The organism is Pseudomonas sp. IT-P2, from assembly GCF_949767575.1.
GTDB classification, from domain to species: domain Bacteria; phylum Pseudomonadota; class Gammaproteobacteria; order Pseudomonadales; family Pseudomonadaceae; genus Aquipseudomonas; species Aquipseudomonas pharyngis.
In genome coordinates this window covers 254,809-275,277 of the sequence record NZ_CATKQA010000022.1, presented here as the reverse complement: position 1 = coordinate 275,277, position 20,469 = coordinate 254,809, and the positions used below count along the sequence as shown (strand labels likewise).

General features: G+C 61.5%; 17 protein-coding genes and 1 pseudogene. 13 read left to right on the top strand and 5 right to left on the bottom strand.

The features are described 5' to 3' along the window. Positions 1–12: 12 nt before the first annotated feature. Positions 13–2,751 carry a preprotein translocase subunit SecA gene (gene secA / locus ACM6JM_RS13825; protein ID WP_039765979.1) on the bottom strand — a complete coding sequence of 913 codons (2,739 nt, stop codon included), beginning with the start codon at positions 2,749–2,751 and terminating at the stop codon, positions 13–15. Between the two features lie 307 nt (positions 2,752–3,058). On the opposite strand from secA, the gene ACM6JM_RS13820 reads away from it, so the two are divergent. After that, complete coding sequence (locus ACM6JM_RS13820) at positions 3,059–3,523, top strand: DUF721 domain-containing protein (protein ID WP_210710777.1); 465 nt, start codon at positions 3,059–3,061, stop codon at positions 3,521–3,523. On the opposite strand, the gene ACM6JM_RS13815 is transcribed toward ACM6JM_RS13820, so the two are convergent. Further along, the gene (locus ACM6JM_RS13815) at positions 3,524–5,011 is read right to left on the bottom strand and encodes a helicase HerA-like domain-containing protein (protein WP_039766209.1); all 1,488 of its coding nucleotides are present in this window, start codon (positions 5,009–5,011) and stop codon (positions 3,524–3,526) included. It lies immediately after the preceding gene. 187 nt (positions 5,012–5,198) lie between these two features. Here ACM6JM_RS13815 and ACM6JM_RS13810 point away from each other — a divergent pair. The 5 genes and pseudogenes from ACM6JM_RS13810 to ACM6JM_RS13790 form a co-directional block, all read left to right on the top strand. Further along, positions 5,199–6,230: pseudogene (locus ACM6JM_RS13810) on the top strand (cache domain-containing protein); the annotation flags it as partial. A 93-nt stretch (positions 6,231–6,323) separates the two neighbouring features. Continuing rightward, on the top strand, positions 6,324–7,088 hold the full coding sequence (locus ACM6JM_RS13805) for a methyl-accepting chemotaxis protein (RefSeq protein WP_371855245.1): 765 nt from the start codon (positions 6,324–6,326) through the stop codon (positions 7,086–7,088). Positions 7,089–7,375: 287 nt separating this feature from the next. Further along, positions 7,376–8,488: a glycosyltransferase family 4 protein gene (locus ACM6JM_RS13800; RefSeq protein ID WP_085667949.1), complete on the top strand. Its 1,113-nt coding sequence runs from the start codon at positions 7,376–7,378 to the stop codon at positions 8,486–8,488. After that, positions 8,481–9,257 carry a DUF2334 domain-containing protein gene (locus ACM6JM_RS13795; protein ID WP_414882077.1) on the top strand — a complete coding sequence of 259 codons (777 nt, stop codon included), beginning with the start codon at positions 8,481–8,483 and terminating at the stop codon, positions 9,255–9,257. Before ACM6JM_RS13800 ends, ACM6JM_RS13795 begins: the two co-directional genes overlap by 8 nt. Then, positions 9,254–10,252: a lysylphosphatidylglycerol synthase transmembrane domain-containing protein gene (locus tag ACM6JM_RS13790; protein WP_414882076.1), complete on the top strand. Its 999-nt coding sequence runs from the start codon at positions 9,254–9,256 to the stop codon at positions 10,250–10,252. The genes ACM6JM_RS13795 and ACM6JM_RS13790 overlap by 4 nt, the downstream gene beginning before the upstream one ends. Here the strand turns inward: ACM6JM_RS13790 and ACM6JM_RS13785 are convergent. Both ACM6JM_RS13785 and purU read right to left on the bottom strand, forming a co-directional pair. Continuing rightward, positions 10,236–10,412 carry a hypothetical protein gene (locus ACM6JM_RS13785; protein WP_007951232.1) on the bottom strand — a complete coding sequence of 59 codons (177 nt, stop codon included), beginning with the start codon at positions 10,410–10,412 and terminating at the stop codon, positions 10,236–10,238. The two genes, ACM6JM_RS13790 and ACM6JM_RS13785, sit on opposite strands and share 17 nt — an antisense overlap. Positions 10,413–10,470: 58 nt before the next feature. Continuing rightward, positions 10,471–11,319, bottom strand: a complete 849-nt coding sequence (purU, locus tag ACM6JM_RS13780) for a formyltetrahydrofolate deformylase (RefSeq protein ID WP_011335666.1) — start codon at positions 11,317–11,319, stop codon at positions 10,471–10,473. Positions 11,320–11,658: 339 nt separating this feature from the next. Here purU and mvaT point away from each other — a divergent pair, with 339 nt between their 5' ends. Beyond that, a complete protein-coding gene (mvaT, locus tag ACM6JM_RS13775) occupies positions 11,659–12,036 on the top strand; it encodes a histone-like nucleoid-structuring protein MvaT (RefSeq protein ID WP_007951234.1) in 378 nt (125 codons plus the stop codon). 101 nt (positions 12,037–12,137) lie between these two features. On the opposite strand, the gene sbcB is transcribed toward mvaT, so the two are convergent. After that, positions 12,138–13,568, bottom strand: a complete 1,431-nt coding sequence (sbcB, locus tag ACM6JM_RS13770; protein ID WP_414882075.1) for an exodeoxyribonuclease I — start codon at positions 13,566–13,568, stop codon at positions 12,138–12,140. A gap of 180 nt (positions 13,569–13,748) precedes the next feature. On the opposite strand from sbcB, the gene ACM6JM_RS13765 reads away from it, so the two are divergent. From ACM6JM_RS13765 to ACM6JM_RS13740, 6 genes are read left to right on the top strand one after another with little or no spacing between them, the layout of a single operon-like run. Further along, positions 13,749–14,474: an RDD family protein gene (locus ACM6JM_RS13765; protein WP_414882074.1), complete on the top strand. Its 726-nt coding sequence runs from the start codon at positions 13,749–13,751 to the stop codon at positions 14,472–14,474. Further along, positions 14,471–15,448, top strand: coding sequence for a stage II sporulation protein M (locus ACM6JM_RS13760; RefSeq protein ID WP_414882073.1), 978 nt, complete (start codon positions 14,471–14,473; stop codon positions 15,446–15,448). Before ACM6JM_RS13765 ends, ACM6JM_RS13760 begins: the two co-directional genes overlap by 4 nt. Beyond that, positions 15,435–16,979 (top strand): DUF4129 domain-containing protein, encoded by a 1,545-nt coding sequence (locus ACM6JM_RS13755; protein WP_414882072.1) that lies wholly within the window; start codon positions 15,435–15,437, stop codon positions 16,977–16,979. The genes ACM6JM_RS13760 and ACM6JM_RS13755 overlap by 14 nt, the downstream gene beginning before the upstream one ends. Next, entirely contained in the window at positions 16,976–18,142 is a 1,167-nt protein-coding gene (locus ACM6JM_RS13750; RefSeq protein WP_039765959.1) for a DUF4350 domain-containing protein, read from the top strand. Before ACM6JM_RS13755 ends, ACM6JM_RS13750 begins: the two co-directional genes overlap by 4 nt. After that, the gene (locus ACM6JM_RS13745) at positions 18,139–19,140 is read left to right on the top strand and encodes an AAA family ATPase (protein WP_414882071.1); all 1,002 of its coding nucleotides are present in this window, start codon (positions 18,139–18,141) and stop codon (positions 19,138–19,140) included. The genes ACM6JM_RS13750 and ACM6JM_RS13745 overlap by 4 nt, the downstream gene beginning before the upstream one ends. Further along, the gene (locus ACM6JM_RS13740) at positions 19,137–20,468 is read left to right on the top strand and encodes a DUF58 domain-containing protein (protein ID WP_414882070.1); all 1,332 of its coding nucleotides are present in this window, start codon (positions 19,137–19,139) and stop codon (positions 20,466–20,468) included. The genes ACM6JM_RS13745 and ACM6JM_RS13740 overlap by 4 nt, the downstream gene beginning before the upstream one ends. Position 20,469 lies beyond the last annotated feature (1 nt).

The window sequence follows — 20,469 nt, the reverse complement described above, 5'->3', positions numbered from 1 at the left end:
TTGAAACGGGTTTTACTGGATCTGCCCGTGGCAGTGCTTGAATTTCTTGCCCGAACCGCAGTAGCACAGTTCGTTGCGGCCCAGCTTCTGCTCGTTGCGCACCGGGGCGGTGGCAAGGGCCACGTCGACCTCTTCACCGACCAGTGCTTCCGGTTGATCCAGACCTGGCGCTTCAGCATGTTCGAACTGCATGCGGGCGGCCAGTGCTTCGGCTTCCTGACGCAGGCGTTGCTCTTCCTCGGCCGGATCTTCGCGGCGAACCTGAACGTGCGACAGCACACGGATCGAGTCGCGCTTGATCGAATCCAGCAGCTCGGAGAACAGCGTGAAGGACTCGCGCTTGTATTCCTGTTTCGGGTTTTTCTGCGCATAACCACGCAGGTGGATGCCGTGACGCAGGTGATCCATGGTCGACAGGTGGTCTTTCCACAGGTCGTCCAGAACGCGCAGCACGATCTGCTTCTCGAACGAGCGCAGGGCCTCGGCGCCAGCCTGGTCTTCTTTTTCGTTGTACGCGGCGATCAGCTCGTTCATCAGCTTTTCGCGCAGGGTTTCTTCGTACAGGTGATCGTCTTCGTCGAGCCATTGCTGGATCGGCAGCTTCACGCCGAAGTCGCTGGCGATCGACGCTTCCAGACCGGCCACGTCCCACTGCTCTGGCAGCGATTGTGGTGGAATGTGCGCGCTGACGGTGGCGTTCAGCACGTCCTGGCGGAAGTCAGCGATGGTTTCGCCGATGTTGTCCGCAGCCAGCAACGTGTTACGCATGTGATAAATCACTTTACGCTGTTCGTTGTTGACGTCGTCGAACTCGAGCAGCTGCTTGCGAATGTCGAAGTTGCGGCCTTCAACCTTGCGCTGCGCCTTCTCGATGGCGTTGGTCACCATACGGTGCTCGATCGCTTCGCCAGGCTGCATGCCCAGGGCTTTCATGAAGTTCTTCACCCGGTCGGAGGCGAAGATGCGCATCAGGCTGTCTTCCAGCGACAGGTAGAAGCGGCTGGAACCGGCGTCACCCTGACGGCCGGCACGGCCACGCAGCTGGTTGTCGATACGACGGGATTCGTGACGCTCGGACGCGATCACCTGCAGACCGCCGGACTCCAGCACTTGCTGGTGACGCTTCTGCCAGTCGGCCTTGATCTGGGCGATCTGTTCAGGGGTCGGGTTTTCCAGCGACGCGACTTCAACTTCCCAGTTGCCGCCCAACAGGATGTCGGTACCACGACCGGCCATGTTGGTAGCGATGGTCAGGGCGCCCGGACGACCGGCCTGCGCGATGATTTCAGCTTCTTTTTCGTGGAACTTGGCGTTCAGAACCTTGTGTTCGATGCCTTCCTTCTCGAGCAATGCGGACATGTGCTCGGAGGTTTCGATGGTGGCAGTACCCACCAGCACCGGACGGCCGGCGGCCATGCTTTCCTTGATGTCGTTGACGATCGCCGCGTATTTCTCTTCGGCCGTCAGGAACACCAGGTCGTTGTAGTCCTTACGGGCCAACGGTTTGTTGGTCGGGATCACGATGACCTGCAGGCCATAGATCTGATGGAATTCGAACGCTTCGGTGTCGGCGGTACCGGTCATGCCGGACAGCTTTTCGTAGAGGCGGAAGTAGTTCTGGAATGTGGTCGATGCCAGGGTCTGGCTCTCGGCCTGGATGTTCAGGTTTTCCTTGGCCTCGATGGCCTGGTGCAGGCCTTCGGACAGACGACGGCCGGGCATGGTACGACCGGTATGTTCGTCGACCAGCACGACCTGACCGTCCTGCACGATGTATTCGACGTTGCGATGGAACAGCTTGTGCGCACGCAGACCGGCATAGACGTGAGTCAGCAGGCTCAGGTTGTGCGCCGAGTACAGGCTCTCGCCCTCGGCCAGCAGGCCGATGCTGGTCAGTTGGTCTTCGATGAACTGGTGACCGGCTTCGTTGAGTTCGACCTGACGGGTCTTCTCGTCGACGGTGTAATGGCCTTCCTGGGTGACTTCGCCTTCGACTTCTTCGACGTGCAGCTTGAGTTTCGGGATCAGCTTGTTGATCTCGATGTACAGCTTGGAGCTGTCCTCGGCCTGACCGGAAATGATCAGCGGGGTACGCGCTTCGTCGATGAGGATGGAGTCGACTTCGTCGATCACGGCAAAGTTGAGTTCGCGCTGGAATTTCTCTTCCATGCTGAACGCCATGTTGTCGCGCAGGTAGTCGAACCCGAATTCGTTGTTGGTGCCGTAGGTGATGTCGGCAGCGTAGGCGGCGCGCTTCTCTTCCGGCGGCTGGAACGGCGTCACGATACCGACGCTCAGACCGAGGAATTCATACAGCGGACGCATCCAGTTGGCGTCGCGGCGGGCCAGATAATCGTTCACGGTCACAACGTGCACGCCCTTGCCGGACAGCGCGTTGAGGTAAACGCCCAGGGTACCCACCAGGGTCTTGCCTTCACCGGTGCGCATTTCGGCAATCTTGCCTTCGTGCAGGGTCATGCCGCCGATCAGTTGGACGTCGAAGTGGCGCATGCCCATGACACGCTTGCCGGCTTCGCGGGCGACCGCAAAGGCTTCCGGCAACAGCTTGTCGAGGGTCTCCCCCTTGGCAATGCGGTCCTTGAACTCTGCGGTCTTGGCGCGCAGTTGATCGTCCGAGAGGGCGACCATCTTCTCTTCGAAGGCATTGACGAGCTGCACCGTCTTGAGCATGCGTTTGACTTCACGCTCGTTCTTGCTTCCAAAAAGTTTCTTTAACAAAGGCGCAAACATATCGGCAGGATCTTCCACACTAAAGGGATGGAGGGCGGCCCCGTGAGTCGCCCGTGCAGCCCTCATGGCCGCATGCGAACGAGCATTCTACCCGGAAACGGTGGTGAGGAAAGTGGGGATATTCCACGATGCTGGCACTGCGCTTTGACGGGGCTCACTTAAAATAGGGGCGTTTTGCTCAACTTCAAGCCGTACAGGGAAGAAGTTAGTCGTTGATTTAATGGGCAAAGCAGGGACAAAAGCAATGGGCGAGTGAAACGGGTGCCATCTGCTACCATGGCGGCTCTGTCACTTCAGGTCCTAGATCATGGCATTTCGCCCTCTCACAGCCAGAGCGCCCGCCGTTCTGCTACGCGAAGCCAGGCCGTTGAAAGCCATCCTCGGTCATGCCCAGCGCCTGGCCCACCTGCAACGTCTGCTCGAAAGCCAGCTGCAACCCGCCGCCCGTGAGCACTGCCACGTGGCCAAGTGGCGCGAAGGCGAACTGCTACTGATCGTCACCGACGGCCATTGGGCTACGCGCCTGCGCTATCAGCAGAAACGCCTGCAACGGCAACTGCAGATGTTCGACGAGTTCGCCAATCTGACGCGGATCAGGTTCGCCGTGCGCCCACCGACCCTCCAGCGCGAGGCGAACGGGCCGACGATCGACCTGTCGACGGATGCGGCGGCGACCATCCAGGCCACCGCCGACGGGATCAGCGATCCGAATCTGCGAGCGGCACTGGAACGACTGGCCGCCCACGCCAAACCCAAACCTGAGCCTTGTTGATCAGCGGCGTTTGCTGCCCCCGAGCAATGACCCCATCAGACCACGCACCAACTGTTTACCCAGCGAATTCGCCGCCTGACGCATCGCCGACTTGAGCGCCTGCCCCGCCGCCGTCCCGAGGAATTCTCCAGCCTTGTCCGCCAGGCTCGGCTCTTCAGCGGCCGGTTTGCCCGGTGCCGCTTCCGCCTCCGGCGCCAGTCCTTTGCGACCCATCAGGATTTCATAGGCCGACTCGCGATCGATCGGCTTGTCATAACGGCCCTTGAACGGCGAACCGGCGATCAGCATCGTGCGCTCGGTCTCGGTCAACGGCCCGATCCGCGATTGCGGCGGCGCCACCAGCACCCGCTGCACCATTTCCGGCGTGCCCTTCTCTTGCAAGGTGCCGACCAGAGCCTCGCCAATCCCGAGCTCGGTGAGTACCGACAATGCATCGAACGCCGGATTCGGCCGGAAGCCATCCGCTACCGCCCGCAGGGATTTCTGCTCCTTGGCGGTGAACGCGCGCAGGCCGTGCTGAATCCGCAGCCCCAGTTGCGCCAGCACGTCGTCCGGCAGATCGCCCGGCGACTGAGTGACGAAATACACGCCCACACCTTTGGAACGGATCAGCCGCACCACTTGCTCCAAGCGTTCCTGCAACGCCTTGGGCGTGTCACCGAACAACAAATGTGCCTCATCGAAAAACAGCGCCAGCAACGGTTTGTCGGCATCGCCGCGTTCAGGCAGTTGCTCGAACAGCTCGGCCAGCAGCCACAACAGGAAGGTCGCGTAGACCTTCGGCGCCTCATGTACCAGACGACTGGCGTCGAGCAGATGAATGCGTCCGCGACCATCGGCGGTCGGCTGCAGAATGTCCTCCAGTTGCAGCGCCGGCTCGCCGAACAACGCCTCGGCACCCTGCTGCTCCAGCGTCGCCAGACGCCGCAACAGCGCCTGGCTGGAGCCGGTGGTGAACAGCGCCGCGTCTTCGCCCAACAGCTGCGGATTGTCCTTGAGGTGATTGAGCAGCGCTTTCAGGTCTTTGAGATCCAGCAGCAACAGGCCTTCGCGATCCGCCACCTTGAAAGCGGCGTACAACGCCGATTGCTGGCTGTCGGTCAGCTCCAGCAGGGCGCCGATCAGCAGCGGGCCCATTTCGCTCAACGTGGTGCGCAACGGATGACCGGACTGACCATGAATGTCCCACAAGGTCACGGGATACGCCTGAGGCTTGTGATTGAGCCACGGCATGCCGGCGATGCGCTCGGCAATCTTGCCCTGGGGATTGCCGGCAGCACCGAGGCCGCACAGGTCGCCCTTGACGTCGGCGGCGAACACCGCGACGCCGGCGTCACTGAACGCCTCGGCCAGGCGCTGCAAGGTGACGGTCTTGCCGGTACCGGTGGCCCCGGCCACCAGCCCGTGACGGTTGGCCAGGCGCATGGCCTGGGCGATCGGTTGCCCGGCGAGGTCGGCGCCGATTACGAGTTGCAAGGAGTCAGGCATTTGGTCACCCAATGGTTAATCTTTGTCGAGCATGGCCGATAGCTAAAGGTGACAGATGCGACTGACATCCGCATCGGAGATTTCCCTAAGGAGAAGCGGAAATACCTGCTTGTACTCATCAAGCCCACCTAGCGAGCATCTATAGAAGCACGCCCTGAATAATAAGACCTTAGCGGAACCCCAAGCCATGAACAAAAATCTGCGTTTCAGCCATAAAATTTTGCTTGCCGCCGCCCTCATCGTCATCGCCGCCTTCGCCTCGTTCACGCTGTACAACGACTGGTTGCAGCGCAATGCGATCCGCGATGACCTGGACAATTACCTCAACGAGATGGGCGAGGTCACCGCCGACAACATCCAGACCTGGCTCAGCGGGCGCATCCTGCTGATCGAGAACGCGGCACAGAACATCGCCATCAATCCCGAGCCTGCCGCCGTCGCCAGCCTGCTGGAACAGAAAGCCCTGACGTCGACCTTCATGGCGTCCTACCTGGGCGATGCCACCGGGCACTTCACCATCCGCCCGGATGCGAAGATGCCGGACGGTTTCGATCCACGGGTTCGCCCCTGGTATAAAGGTGCGGAAAGCAGCAGCACCTCGACCCTGACCGAACCGTACATCGACGCGGCCACCGGCCAGACCATCATTTCCATCGCCACCGCCGCGAAAAAGGCCGGCCAGAGCGTGGGCGTGGTGGGCGGCGACCTGAGCCTGCAAACCCTGATCGACACCCTCAGCGCCCGAGATTTTTCCGGCATGGGCTACGCGTTCCTGGTCAGCGCCGACGGCAAGATCCTGGTGCACCCGGACAAGGCCCTGGTGATGAAGTCCCTGAAGGAAGCCTATCCGCAGGACACCCCGCGCATCAGCAGTGACTTCACTGAAGTCACCGTCGACGGCCAGACCCGCATCGTCAACTTCACCCCGATCAAAGGCCTGCCGTCGGTGAACTGGTACATCGGCCTGTCTGTGGACAAAGACAAAGCCTTCTCGATGCTCAGCGAATTCCGCACCTCGGCCGTGATCGCGACCGTGATTGCAGTGGCGATCATCATTGCCCTGCTCGGTATGCTGATCCGCATCCTGATCCAGCCGCTGCATGTCATGACCCGCGCCATGGAAGACATCGCCGACGGCGAAGGCGACCTGACCAAGCGCCTGACCATTCAGAACCAGGACGAATTCGGCGTGCTCGGTACGGCGTTCAACCGTTTCGTCGAGCGTATTCACGGCTCGATTCGCGAAGTGTCGTCGGCCACCGGCCAGGTCAACGAAGTCGCTTTGCGGGTAGTCGCCGCCTCGAACTCGTCGATGTACAACTCCGACCAGCAAGCCTCGCGCACCAACAGCGTGGCGGCGGCGATCAACCAGCTCGGCGCCGCCGCCCAGGAAATCGCCCGCAACGCCGCACAAGCCTCGACCCAGGCCAGCGACGCCCGTGGCCTGGCCGAAGACGGCCAGCAAGTGGTGGAGCGCAGCATCAAGGCGATGAATCAACTGTCGAGCATGCTCAGCGCCTCCAGCAGCAACATCGAATCGCTGAACAGCAAGACCGTGAACATCGGCCAGATCCTGGAAGTGATCACCAGCATTTCCCAGCAGACCAACCTGCTGGCGCTCAACGCGGCCATCGAAGCAGCGCGTGCCGGGGAAGCCGGTCGCGGATTTGCGGTGGTGGCGGACGAGGTGCGCAACCTCGCCCACCGCACCCAGGAATCGGCGCAACAGGTGCAGACCATGATCGAGGAACTGCAAGTCGGCGCCCGCGAATCCGTCAGCACCATGAGCGACAGCCAGCGACACAGCCAGGACAGCGTGGACATCGCCAACCTCGCCGGCGAGCGCCTGAACAGCGTGACCCAGCGCATTGGTGAAATCGACGGCATGAACCAGTCGGTGGCGACCGCGACGGAAGAGCAGACGGCGGTGGTCGAGTCGATCAACGTGGATATCACCGAGATCAACACGCTGAACCAGGAAGGCGTCGAGAACTTGCAGGCGACGTTGCGTGCCTGTTCGGATCTGGAGCAGCAGGCTTCGAGACTGAAGCAGTTGGTGGGTAGTTTCCGGATCTAAGATCAAGATCAAAAGCCTACCCCCTCACCCCCAAGGGGGCGAGGGGGAAAGGGAGCAGATCTTCAGGGTTTTCAGGTCCTGAGCTCGGCGCGAAACTTTCAGGTCGATGTATCACGACCAAACACCTCGGTCAGTCCCCTCTCCCCCTGGGAGAGGGTTAGGGTGAGGGCCTGACGCCCTCAACCCCAGCACAAATCCTCCTGCCGCCCCCCACCGCGAAACCCCGACCGAACATCTATTCTTGATAAAGGTCAACCAAGGGAGATCACTGCGGAGGGACGTTCACCGTGCATATCGCTGACATCACCATGTTCTACGCCCCGGCCAGCGGCGGCGTGCGCACCTATCTGGATGCCAAGCACCGTCGGCTGGGGGTCAAGCCCGGCATCCGCCACAGCCTGCTGATCCCCGGGGCGGATTTTGGTGAGTCTGACGGCGTTTATACGGTTCCCGCCCCTGCCCTGCCCTTCGGCAAGGGCTATCGTTTCCCCCTGCGCCTGGCCCCTTGGCGAAACGTCCTGCAGGATCTGCAACCCGATCTGATCGAAGTCGGTGATCCGTACCTCACTGCCTGGGCTGCGCTCGATGCGCGTCGGCAGCTGGACGTGCCGGTGATCGGCTTCTATCACTCCGACCTGCCGCTGCTGGTGGGCAACCGCATGGGCCATTGGGTCACGCCGAATGTCGATGCGTATGTGCGCAAGTTGTACGGCAATTTCGACCGGGTGCTGGCCCCCAGCCAGGTCATGGCCGACAAGCTCAGCAGGCTTGGGGTACGCAACGTATATGTGCAGCCACTGGGCGTTGACCTTCAGACCTTCCACCCGGATGCCCGCGACGCTGGATTACGCGCCGAGCTGGGGATCGCCGAGGACACGCGCCTGCTGATCTTTGCCGGTCGCGGTTCCAAGGAGAAAAACCTGCCGGTGCTGCTCGACTGCATGAAACGTCTGGGCCCGCGTTATCACTTGTTGCTGGTCGGCTCGTCGATGCCGGCGTCCGTCCCGGACAATGTCAGCGTGATCGACCGGTTCTGCCCTGCCGTACAGGTCGCGCGGTTGATGGCCAGTGCCGACGCGCTGATCCATGCCGGCGATCAGGAAACCTTCGGTCTGGTGATCCTGGAGGCCATGGCTTGTGGCATTCCGGTGGTGGCGGTGGCAGCCGGGGCGTTCGAGGAAATCGTCAGCGAATGCTGCGGGCTGCTCTGCGCGCCGAACAATTCGCAAGCCATGGCCAATGCCGTGCGCGAACTGTTCAGTCGCGGGACTGACGTAATCGGTCGACAGGCACGCCAACATGTCGAACGGCATTACGCCTGGGACACGGTGGTCGACAGCCTGCTGAGCCATTACCACGCGGTACTCGGCGATTCGGTTCCTCGGGTGGCCAATGGCTGAATCACACGAGCGCCCGGCGGTAATGCTGGTGCTGCATGACGTGGCACCCTCCACGTGGGCCGATTATCGAGAGTTTGTCGAAGCCGTTGACCGGTTGGGCAACGTCCCGATGACGTGGCTGGTGGTCCCGGACTTCCATCGCCACGATGCCCTTGAGGCCCACCCGGAGTTCTGTCGCATGCTCGACGAGCGCGTCGCCCGCGGCGATGAACTGGCCCTGCACGGCCACTTTCATGAGGACACCGAGCCCGGCCCGCGCACCGCTCGCGACTGGTTCATGCGGCGGGTCTACACCCATGAAGGCGAGTTCTATCAGTTGTCCCGTGAAGCCGCCCTCGCCCGACTGCGCCCGGGCATCGATCTGTTCCGACGCCACGGCTGGCCACTGCACGGTTTCGTCGCCCCGGCCTGGTTGATGAGCGCCGGCACGCGCGAGGCACTGCGCGAATTGCCGCTGCGCTACACCAGCGATCCGCAGCATCTTTATCACTTGCCGGATTTCGCGGCGGTCGAGGCCCCGGGACTGGTCTGGAGCGCGCGCAGTGCCTGGCGTCGCGGGGTGTCGAAGATCGTCAGCGAACAGCGTGAGCAGCGCTGGCGTCAGGCGCCGGTGATTCGTCTAGGCTTGCACCCGGTGGACATGCGCCACCGCTCTTCACGGGATTACTGGTGGCGCACCCTTGAACGACTGCTGGCGGACGAACGCGTGCCCATGACCAAAATCGACTGGCTGACACGCCAGCGCACTCAAGCCGAGCGTGCCGCTTGAGTCGCGGCATTCTGTTGCTGATCGGCCTGTTGGTGGCCGTGGCGGTGCCCGTCCTGCTCGGCGGCGGCGAGACTTGGGAGCGCTTGCAGGCTTTTCCGCTGAATTGGCTGTTGATCATGTTCGCCATGGTGCTGCTGTGCTGGGGCATCAACACCTTGCGCCTGCGGCTGTTGCTCGGCGATCAGCGTGACCGCGTCACACCCATCAAAAGCCTCGGGGTGGTGATGGCCGCCGAATTTGCCTGGTGCGCCACGCCCGGCGGCAGCGGAGGGCCGTTGACGATCATGGCGCTGCTGGCCCGCAGCGGCGTGCGCCCGGCCCGGGGCAGCGCCGTGTTTGCGATGGATCAGTTGAGCGATCTGCTGTTTTTTCTCTGCGCCCTGAGCGGAATTCTGATCTACGCGCTGTTCCAGCATCTGAGCGATCGTATGGAATGGCTGCTGATTGTCAGCGCCGTGTCATTATCCGGGGGCTTGCTGAGCTGCATATTGGTCGCGCGCTTTCACCGCCGTTTGATCCGCTTGAGCGGACGACTGCTGGCCGGGATGAACATCGAACCGCGAACTCGACGGCGCTGGGCGCGGCAGTTGCTGCACTTTCTGGCCGCTTTCACCGATGCGCTGAAGTTGCCGTGGCAGACATTGATCAAGGTGTTCGTCCTGACCTGCGTGCATTGGTCGCTGCGTTACAGCGTGCTGTATCTGGCGTTGCGCGGTCTGGGGGCGGATGTGCAGTGGGCCTGGACGTTTCTGATCCAGATGCTTTCGCTGGGGGCGGGGCAATTCAGCCTGTTGCCGGGCGGTGCCGGTGCAGCGGAATTGACCTCGGCGGCGCTGCTGGCGCCAATGGTCGGCAAATCGACCGCGGCGGCGGCGATCCTGATCTGGCGGGTGGTGACGTATTACTTCTATCTTCTGGTCGGTGGCCCGGTGTTTCTATTGATGCTGGGCCGGCCATTGCTGAAAAAACTGCTGAGCGTCAGACAGGCTTCTTGAGGTCATCCTCTTCGTCCTTGAGTTGTTCCCACAGTTCGGCAGCACCGGGAAACTCCGTGCCGTCCTCCGGGCTCAGGTCATCCGGGTCATAGCGGCTCAAGCAGCCTTCGCCCAAGGTGGCGGGTGCCTTGGAAGTGGCTTTGTCCAGTGGATCGCTCATCGGTCATTCCTCACGGTCCATGGATCGCTCCCACGCTCTGCGTGGGAGCGAACTTGAATCAGAACACCACGGTCTTGTTGCCGTGCACCAGCACGCGGTCTTCCAGGTGATAGCGCAGGCCACGGGCCAGCACCATCTTCTCGACGTCACGGCCGAAACGCACCATGTCTTCGATACTGTCGCTGTGGCTGACGCGGACCACGTCCTGCTCGATGATCGGGCCGGCGTCCAGCTCTTCGGTCACGTAGTGGCAGGTCGCACCGATCAGCTTCACGCCGCGCATCGAAGCCTGGTGGTACGGCTTGGCACCGACGAACGACGGCAGGAAGCTGTGGTGAATGTTGATGACCTTGTGCGCGTATTCGCGGCACATGTCCGGCGGCAGGATCTGCATGTAACGCGCCAGCACCACCACTTCGGCGTCGTGCTGCTTGACCAGACGCGACACTTCGTCGAAGGCCGGTTGCTTGTCCTGCGGATTGACCGGCACGTGGTAATAAGGAATGCCGTGCCACTCGACCATGCTGCGCAGGTCGTCGTGGTTGGAAATCACGCAGGAGATCTCGCAATCCAGCTCGTCGCTGTGCCAGCGGTGCAGCAGGTCGGCCAGGCAGTGGGATTCGCGGCTGGCCATCAGCACCACGCGTTTTTTCTGCTCGGTGTCGGTGATGCGCCAGTCCATCGAGAACTCTTCGGCGATCGGTGCAAACTTCTCGCGCAACACCTCGATACCGAAAGGCAGGGAATCGGCACGGATTTCGTGACGCATGAAGAACCAGCCGACCTGGTTATCCGAGTGGTGGCTCGCTTCGGTGATCCAGCCATTGTGGGCCGCCAGAAAGTTACTGACTTTGGCAACGATGCCAACGCGGTCCGGGCAAGAAATCACCAGCCGAAAAGTGCGCATGAGGGGGAAACTCCAGAACTTCGCAAAGGCGGCCATTCTAGCGACTGCGCGGGAAAACTGCAGTATTGATGACCCTCGGAGGCTCACGGCAGCCCGTCGCAGCTTTTTTGACGCTGGTAAACGCCAGAATGATGGCGCAGCAATAGCCATGCATGAACAGACTGATGTGAATATCTGTGAAGACTCCATCACATTATTTAACTGAACATTCAATTCAGGGCTTTTCAACGTAACTAATTCAAATAAAAACCCCGGTTAAATGTTTACTTGATGAAACAGCCTGACTATTATTGCCGCACTGTCCCCTGCCATCGCGCACTCCCACATAAGGTAGTAATCATGTCCTTGATCAACGAATATCGTGCCACCGAAGAAGCTATCAAAGAGCTGCAAGCCCGTTTGAAGAACCTGTCGCAAGACGACAAACTGCAAGCCGAGCTGGAATTCGAAGGCAAACTGCGCACACTGATGGGCGAATATTCCAAATCCCTGCGCGACATCATCGCGCTGCTGGATCCAGAGTCCAAAACCAAGGCTCCACGTGGCGGCGCAGCCAAAACTACCGGCACCAAGCGTGCTCGCAAAGTTAAACAATACAAAAACCCGCACAACGGCGAAGTCATCGAAACCAAAGGTGGCAACCACAAAACTCTGAAAGAGTGGAAAGCCAAGTGGGGCGGTGACGTGGTTGAAGGCTGGGCTACCCTGCTGGGCTAAGCCGCAACCCTTGTCGCAGAGCGCTTCTGTGACACAAAAAAACGCCAGCGAATGCTGGCGTTTTTTTATGCCCGGCATTCAAGCGCCGGACATGTTCGATTTCAAAGATCCAAACGTTTGCGCAATGCCTGGACATAGTTCTGCCATTCAACCAACACCTCGGCCTGCATCGGCGCAGCACTAAGCAGCCATTGCTCCATGGCCTCGGCAAAAGATTGCAAGGTATTAGGAGCGCCCCACTCCGGCGCGGACAAGCGTTGCCGGCAAAAGATTTTCCAGCGTTCTTGCTCTTCGAAATTCAACGTATCGGGAAAGTTACGTGCTCGATATCGAAACAACAATTCGGGCAAACGTTCGTCATCGAACGGCCATTGCTCTCGCGCCAATTGAGCAGGATCGGTCGCCCTCACTTGCTCACATAAACGACGATCGCGATCACCGATAAATCCGTTGTACAACTGTTGTTCGGGATCTTCACTCGAGGTGAAATCTTCGCTGGCATAAATCGCCGAGACTTTATCTTTCCAAACTTGTTGTGCGTCACTTAGTCGCAAGGCACGTGCCTGATACAACGCCATGTCCAGACCCAGACGCTGTTGATCTTCAGCACGCAGCACCGCCAACGGCGCCACCACCGGGCACTTGTTGATGTGGATGAGTTTGAGCGGCACCGGCAACTCGCCTTCGGCCAGATCGTCACGGCGGGTATGCAGGCGCTGACGCAATGTTTCAGCATCCAGGTCGAGCAGACCCTGCGGATCCAGGTGCAGATCACACACGATCAGCGCGTTCTTGTTGCGCGGATGCCAGGCCAGCGGCAGCACCACGCCGACATAACTGCGCACAGCGGAGAAGCGTCCGGAAATGTGCACCATCGGCTGCAACAGGCGAATCTGGTCCATGACCTTCTGTTTGCTGCGCAGCTGGAACAGCCAGTCATACAGCTTCGGCTGCTTCTCGCGGATCAACCGGGCCAGGGCGATGGTGGCGCGTACGTCCGACAACGCTTCGTGAGCATTGCCGTGGTCGATGTTGTTGGCGGCGGTCAGACGTTCGAGCTTGAGCGTCACCTTGCCTTCGTCGTCGGTCGGCCAGACCAGCCCGTCCGGGCGCAATGCGTAGGCGGCGCGCACCACATCGATCAGATCCCAGCGACTGTTGCCGCCCTGCCATTCACGGGCGTAGGGATCGAAAAAGTTGCGGTACAGGCTGTAGCGGGTCATCTCGTCGTCGAAGCGCAAGGTGTTGTAACCCGCGCCGCAGGTACCGGGAGCCGCGAGCTGGGCGTGGACCCGGGTCATGAAGTCGGCTTCGCTCAAACCTTGCTCGGCGAGGCGACTCGGGGTGATGCCGGTGATTGCGCACGCCGCCGGGTGCGGCAGGATATCTTCGCTGGGCTGGCAGTAGAGATTGACCGGCGCATCGATTTCGTTGAGTTCGTGGTCGGTGCGGATCCCGGCCACCTGCAACGGGCGGTCGCATCGGGGATTGATGCCGGTGGTTTCGTAGTCGTACCAGAAAATGGAAGTCACGGGCGGTTCCTGAACTGAAGATCGGCAAAGTCTAGGCGTTCGACTGCTGTCGCGGCCAGCACCGCATCATTCAGTCACCTTTGGTTGAAAGATGTGTATGACATAGTTATGTCGTTTCCCCCCGAGAGACTGCTAGCATCGGACGCACTTGCATCCCGATCCGGCAACATCAGGTAGCCCATGCTCGAGACCACAGCACCGCCAAGGAAAGCACCGCTGGCCCCGCCACTGGACACGCGGCACCAGGTCGAAACGCCGGAAGGCATCGACCTGCCGCTGCGTCCCGCCGGCCTGATGGTGCGCGCCGTGGCGTTCACCATCGATCTGGGTTTGCGCGGGCTGATCCTCGGCCTGCTGCTCATGGTGCTGGCGCTGCTCGGCAAACTCGGCATCGGCCTCGGCTCACTGCTGCTGTTCGTGGTGAGCTGGTGGTACATGGTGCTGTTCGAAGTGCTGCGTCAAGGCCGTTCGCCGGGCAAGCAATGGATGGGCCTGCGGGTGGTGCACGACGACGGCACGCCGGTCGGCTGGTCGGCCTCGCTGTTGCGCAACCTGCTGCGTTTTGTCGACCTGATGCCGTTCGGCTATTTCCTCGGTGCGATCAGTTGCCTGCAACACCCGACCTTCAAACGCCTCGGCGACATCGCGGCCGGCACGCTGGTGATCTACAGCGAACGCCCGCTCATGCGTCCACAGTTGCCCGAGGCCGAACCCCGCCGCTCGCCGATCCCGCTGACCCTGACTGAACAACGCGCCCTGCTCGCCTTCGCCGAACGCCAGGGTGAACTGTCGACGGCGCGGGTCAACGAACTCGCTGCATTGCTTGCTCAGCCACTGCACATCAGCGCACCGAAAGCCGTTGGTGAACTCAACGGCATCGCTCGTGGCCTGTTGGGTCCGACATGAAGCAAAGCCTTTTCGAATCCCGCCACAAGGCCGAATGGGAGCGTTTCAGCCTCGCCCTCGAACGTCTGGAACGGGGCAAGGACACCTCGCAGGTCGCGGAATTTCCCAAGGCTTATCGGCGACTCTGCCAGCATCTGGCGCTGGCGCAGGAACGTGGCTACAGCAGTTTTCTGGTCGACTCGCTGCAACAGCAAGTGCTGCGCGGCCATCAACAGCTTTACCGCCATCGCAGCCAGCTCGGCGCTAACGTACTGGGTTTCATCCTCGCCGGATTTCCACGGTTGGTGCGCGCCGAATGGCGCTTCGTGCTGGCCGCCGCCCTGCTGTTCTTCGGCAGCCTGGCCGGTTTCGGTTTGCTGGTATTCCTGTTTCCGGAGCTGGTCTACAACCTGATCCCCGCCGATCAGGTGCGCGAGATGCAGAGCATGTACGACCCCGCCGCCGGCCATCTCGGGCGTTCGGCCGAGCGCGCGGCGAGCGAAGACTGGGTGATGTTCGGTTATTACATCATGCACAACATCGGCATCGCCTTTCAGACCTTCGCCAGCGGTTTGCTGCTGGGAGTGGGCAGCGCGTTTTTCCTGTTCTACAACGGCCTGATCATCGGCGCGGTGGCCGGGCACCTCAGTGAGATCGGCTTCGGCCAGACCTTCTGGTCGTTCGTGATCGGACACGGTGCGTTCGAACTCAGCGCCATTGCTCTGGCCGGCGCGGCAGGATTGAAACTGGGGTGGGCGTTGATCGCGCCGGGACGCCTGACACGAATCGAAGCCCTGCAGATTGCGGCGCGTCAGAGCATCCTGCTGATCTGCGGCGTGATGCTGTTTCTGTTGATCGCCGCGTTTATCGAAGCCTACTGGTCGTCGCGCACCGGAGTCTCGCCGCAGACCAAATACCTGGTCGGCGCCGGGCTCTGGCTCTGCGTGGCGCTCTATCTGCTATTCGCCGGAAGGTCCCGCCATGCGCCTGAGTGACGCAACCGTGGCGATCCGTCCACGTACCACCTGGGAAGCCATGGACCTGGGCGTGCTCATGAGTCAGCAGCACCGGCGCCTGCTGATGACCAGTTGGGCGATCGTCACCCTGCCGCTGTTTGCAATACTCAGCCTGTTGCTGTGGGATTCACCGTCACTTGCCGTGTTTATCTTCTGGTGGCTGAAACCGGCCTACGAACGCTTGCCGCTGTACATCCTGTCCAAGGCACTGTTCGGCGAAACACCCACCTTGAAACAGGCGTTGCGCCAATGGCCGCGCCTGCTCAAGCCGCAACTGCTCGCCAGCCTGACCTGGCGTCGCTTCAGCCTGAGCCGCAGCTTCCTGCTGCCCGTGCTGCAACTCGAAGGGCTCGACGGCACCGCTCGCCAACAGCGTTTACAGGTGCTGCTGCAACGCAATGCCGGCGCCGCGCAATGGCTGACGATCATCGGTGTGCATCTGGAAACGGCGCTGTGGATCGGCCTGATGGTGTTGTTCTACCTGCTGCTGCCGCAACAGGTCGAAACCGATTGGGACTGGCAAAGCCTGATCTTCGCGGCCGACTACGAATGGCGCTGGCTGGAGCATCTGACCAACGCGTTCTATGCGCTGATTCTGGTGATCTGGGAGCCGGTATATGTCGCCTGCGGATTCAGCCTGTATCTGAACCGCCGCACCGTCCTCGAAGCCTGGGACATCGAACTGGTGTTCCGCCGCTTGCGCCAGCGTTTGAACAGCAGCGCAATCGGCTTGCTGCTGGTGGTGTGTCTGCTGTTGCCGGGGTTGCCCTCAGCCTGGGCTGCCGAACCTGCCACGGCTCCAGATGCACCGCGTCTGTTGAACCAGCCGCTGACCAGCGAGGCATCACGCGACAGCATCAAGGCCTTGCTCGAACAACCGCCGTTCAAGAACAAGGAAACCGTTACCCGTTATCGCTTTGGCGAAGATCCCGCTGCTGCCGAAAAACCCAAGGAAGGCGAGGCACCGCAATGGTTGAAAACCCTGCTTGGCTGGCTGGACGGCCGACACCTCGACGGCCTGGCCAAGGCGATCGAAGTCGTGCTGTGGGGCGCGGTGATCGCCGGGCTCGGCTGGCTGGTCTGGCGTTATCGAGATCTTCTGCAAACCTTCGTCGGCCGTCGTCCGCGCTTGCCCGAACCGAACAAAAGACCCTTGCCGCAACAGGCCTTCGGTCTGGACCTGCAAAAGCAAAGCCTGCCCGATGACATCGCCAGCCACGCGGAACAGCTCTGGCAAACCGAGCCGCGCGCAGCCTTGGGTCTGCTTTATCGGGCGCTGCTCAGTCATCTGCTGCACGACTTCAACCTGACCCTGAAACCCGCCGACACCGAAAGTGAAGTGCTGGCCCGGATCGAACAGTTGCAGCGTCCCGACTTGCTCGCCTACAGCCGTCACCTCACAGGCCACTGGCAGAACATGGCCTACGGGCACCGCGTGCCGGCGGCGCATCTGCAACAGGAATTGTGTGATGGCTGGCGGTCCCTGTTCGGCCACGGAGTTGCCCGTTGAACCGGCGCGCACTCTGGCTTTTGGGCGGCGCGTTGATCGTCGCGCTGCTCGGTGCGCTGGGCATTTATCTGTACCTCAAGGCCACGCCGTACCAGGCCGAAGTCGATCACGGCCCGTCCCCCGCTGCGCAAGCCAATCCTTATCTGGCAGCGGAGATGTTTCTGCGCGAGCGCGGGATCGACGTCAGTCATGCCGAAAGCCTTGCCGTGTTGCCCGACATCGATCCGCGCCAGCACACGCTGCTGATGTTCAACGATCGCTCGAAAATGACTCCACGCCAGGTCGATCAGGTTCTGAACTGGGCCCGGGCCGGCGGAAGGCTGGTGTTTGTCGCCGAGTCGATCTGGGATGAAAAGACCGGCCAGAGCAACGACCTGCTGCTCGACCGCGTGCAACTGCATCAACTCTTCAGCAAGGATCTCAAGGATCCGCCGCCGGATGACGCCGAAGACCCGTTCCCGAATCTGACTAAACTCTATCTGGAAGACGAGGACGCACCCGCCTACGCCGGATTCGACACCGCCTTCCATCTCGAGGACCCGAAAAACCTCGCCCAGGCCTGGGCCAACAGCGCGAAAGCCACGCACATGATGCAACTGGCTTTCGGCCTCGGCACGATCACCGTGGTCACCGATGCCGATCTGTGGAAAACCCCGGCCATTGCGCAACACGACAATGCCTGGCTGCTCTGGTACCTCAGCGCCGACACGGCCGTGACCTTGTTGTACAACACTGAACACGACAGTCTGCTGACCCTGCTCTGGCGCTATTTCCCGCAAGCCATCGTCGCCCTGCTGGCGTTGATAGGTCTGTGGCTGTGGCATGTCGGCGTGCGTCACGGCCCGGTGCAGGCGCCGTCTCCGAGTGGTCGTCGACAGTTGATGGAACACCTGCGCGCCAGTGGCGATTTCATCCTGCGTCACAACGGCCAGCAGACCTTGCTGCAAGCGTTGCAGCAGGACGTTCTGCGCCGCGCCCGTCATCGACATCCCGGTTTCGACCAACTGAATGTCGCCGAACAATGGCTGGTGCTGTCGCGCCTGACCCGCCAACCGACCCGTGCCATCAGCCAGGCCCTGAGCCCGGCATCGAAGCGGCGCCTGTCCAGCGCCGAATTCTGCCGTCAGGTCGCCCACCTGCAAGCCTTGAGGAACACGCTATGACCGAACACATCGAACCCGGCTCGCCCAGCCACGTGGCCCAGCAACGCCAGCGCGCCAGCCAGTTGGCCCAGGCCGTGCGCGGCGAATTGCAAAAAGCGCTGATCGGCCAGAACCCGGTGATCGACGACGTGCTGACCGCGCTGATCGCCGGCGGCCACGTGCTGCTCGAAGGCGTTCCCGGCCTCGGCAAAACCTTGTTGGTACGCGCCCTGGCGAAGTGCTTCGGCGGCGAGTTCGCGCGCATCCAGTTCACCCCGGACCTGATGCCCAGCGACGTCACCGGCCACGCGGTCTACGACCTGCAGACCGAGCAGTTCAAACTGCGCAAGGGCCCGCTGTTCACCAACCTGTTGCTGGCCGACGAGATCAACCGCGCCCCGGCCAAGACCCAAGCCGCCCTGCTCGAAGCGATGCAGGAACGTCAGGTGACCCTCGAAGGCCGGGCCTTGCCGATTGCCCAGCCATTCATGGTGCTCGCCACGCAAAACCCGATCGAACAGGAAGGCACCTATCCCCTGCCGGAAGCCGAGCTCGATCGCTTCATGCTCAAGGTGCGCATGGACTACCCCGACGCCGATCAGGAGCTGGACATGGTGCGTCAGGTCAGCCGCTCGACCCGCGCCGACATGCTCGACGTGCAACCGCTGCGCACCGTGTTGCAGGCCAAGGACGTGCAAGCCCTGCAGCGCATCGCCAGCGATTTGCCGCTGGACGATCAGGTGCTCGATTACGCCGTGCGTCTGGCGCGCAGCACCCGCACCTGGCCAGGACTGACCCTCGGCGCCGGGCCACGCGCCTCCATTGCACTGGTGCGCTGTGCCCGCGCCCGGGCCCTGTTGCGCGGCGGTGAATTCGTGATTCCGGACGACATCAAGGGCTGCGCACTGGCGGTGTTGCGCCATCGCGTACGCCTTGCACCGGAGCTGGACATCGAAGGCCTGCAAGTCGATCAAGTCCTTCAGCAACTGCTTGACCAGATCCCGGCGCCGCGCCTGTGAAACCCTCGCGCCTGTTGTTGATCTGGCTGGCGATCCTGCTGACCATCAGCATAGTGCTGGGCACGTTGCAGGCGCTGAACTTCGACGTACCCGCCAGCCTGCTCTCGATCAACTGGGGATTGTTGCTGGCGCTGTTTGCGCTGAGCCTGCTGGACGCGCTGCGCCTCAAGCGCCTGCCCTCGCCCCGCGTGCAACGACACATGCCCGGCAGCCTGGCCCTCGGTCGCTGGAGCGAAATCCGGCTGGAAGTCGAACACGATTTCGACCAGCCACTGACCATTCAACTCTTCGACCATGCACCCGATGGCCTCAGCCACGAAAACCTGCCGCTTTCCACCGAGCTGCAACCCGGCCAGCGCAGCCTGATCGGCTATCGCCTGCGCCCGCTTAAACGCGGCCACTACACCTTCGAAACCTGCGAACTCAACCTGCCGAGCCCCTTCGGCCTGTGGTCCGGCAAACGCCTGCTGACCATCACCGACCACACCCGCGTCTATCCCGACTTCGCCCGTCTCTACGGCGGCCAGTTGCTGGCGGTCGACAACTGGCTCAGCCAGCTCGGTGTGCGTCAGCGCCAGCGTCGTGGCCTGGGAATGGAATTCCATCAGCTCAGGGAATTTCGCGAAGGCGACAGCCTGCGCCAGATCGACTGGAAAGCCACCGCCCGCCATCGCACACCGATTGCCCGGGAGTACGAAGACGAGCGCGATCAACAGATCATTTTCATGCTCGATTGCGGGCGACAGATGCGCAGTCAGGACGGCGAACTGTCGCATTTTGATCATGCGTTGAATGCGTGCCTGCTGTTGAGTTATGTGGCGTTGCGGCAGGGGGATGCGGTGGGCTTGTACACCTTCGCCAGCGAGCAGTCGCGGTTTATTGCACCGGTCAAAGGTGCGGGGCAGCTCAAGGTGTTGCTCAACGGTGTTTACGATCTGGATAGCACACGACGTTCTGCGGATTATACGGCGGCGGTGAATCAGTTACTGATAAGGCAAAAGCGTCGGGCGCTGGTGGTGCTGGTGACGAATGTGCGGGATGAGAGCAATGAAGAACTGCTGAGTGCCATGACACAACTGGGCAAGCAACACCGCGTACTCATCGCCAGCCTGTACGAAGAAAGGCTCGAAGACGTGCGGCTGACTCCGGTTCAATCGCTGACGGATGCGCTGGCCTATTGTGCAACGGTGGATTACTTGAACGGCACGGCAAGACTCCACGAGCAGTTGAGGACTCACGGAGTACCGATCATCAATGCCCGACCCTCGGAACTGGGCGCCGAGTTGGTGGCGCGATATCTGGCCTGGAAAAAAAGCGAAGTCTTGTGAC

Coding starts and splice junctions, on each gene's coding strand:
- secA (WP_039765979.1), bottom strand. CDS start 2,751: ATGTTTGCGCCTTTGTTAAAGAAACTTTTTGGAAGCAAGAACGAGCGT.
- ACM6JM_RS13785 (WP_007951232.1), bottom strand. CDS start 10,412: ATGAGCGATCCACTGGACAAAGCCACTTCCAAGGCACCCGCCACCTTG.
- ACM6JM_RS13820 (WP_210710777.1), top strand. CDS start 3,059: ATGGCATTTCGCCCTCTCACAGCCAGAGCGCCCGCCGTTCTGCTACGC.
- purU (WP_011335666.1), bottom strand. CDS start 11,319: ATGCGCACTTTTCGGCTGGTGATTTCTTGCCCGGACCGCGTTGGCATC.
- ACM6JM_RS13745 (WP_414882071.1), top strand. CDS start 18,139: ATGACCGAACACATCGAACCCGGCTCGCCCAGCCACGTGGCCCAGCAA.
- ACM6JM_RS13815 (WP_039766209.1), bottom strand. CDS start 5,011: ATGCCTGACTCCTTGCAACTCGTAATCGGCGCCGACCTCGCCGGGCAA.
- ACM6JM_RS13760 (WP_414882073.1), top strand. CDS start 14,471: ATGAAGCAAAGCCTTTTCGAATCCCGCCACAAGGCCGAATGGGAGCGT.
- ACM6JM_RS13765 (WP_414882074.1), top strand. CDS start 13,749: ATGCTCGAGACCACAGCACCGCCAAGGAAAGCACCGCTGGCCCCGCCA.
- mvaT (WP_007951234.1), top strand. CDS start 11,659: ATGTCCTTGATCAACGAATATCGTGCCACCGAAGAAGCTATCAAAGAG.
- ACM6JM_RS13795 (WP_414882077.1), top strand. CDS start 8,481: ATGGCTGAATCACACGAGCGCCCGGCGGTAATGCTGGTGCTGCATGAC.
- ACM6JM_RS13805 (WP_371855245.1), top strand. CDS start 6,324: ATGTACAACTCCGACCAGCAAGCCTCGCGCACCAACAGCGTGGCGGCG.
- ACM6JM_RS13755 (WP_414882072.1), top strand. CDS start 15,435: ATGCGCCTGAGTGACGCAACCGTGGCGATCCGTCCACGTACCACCTGG.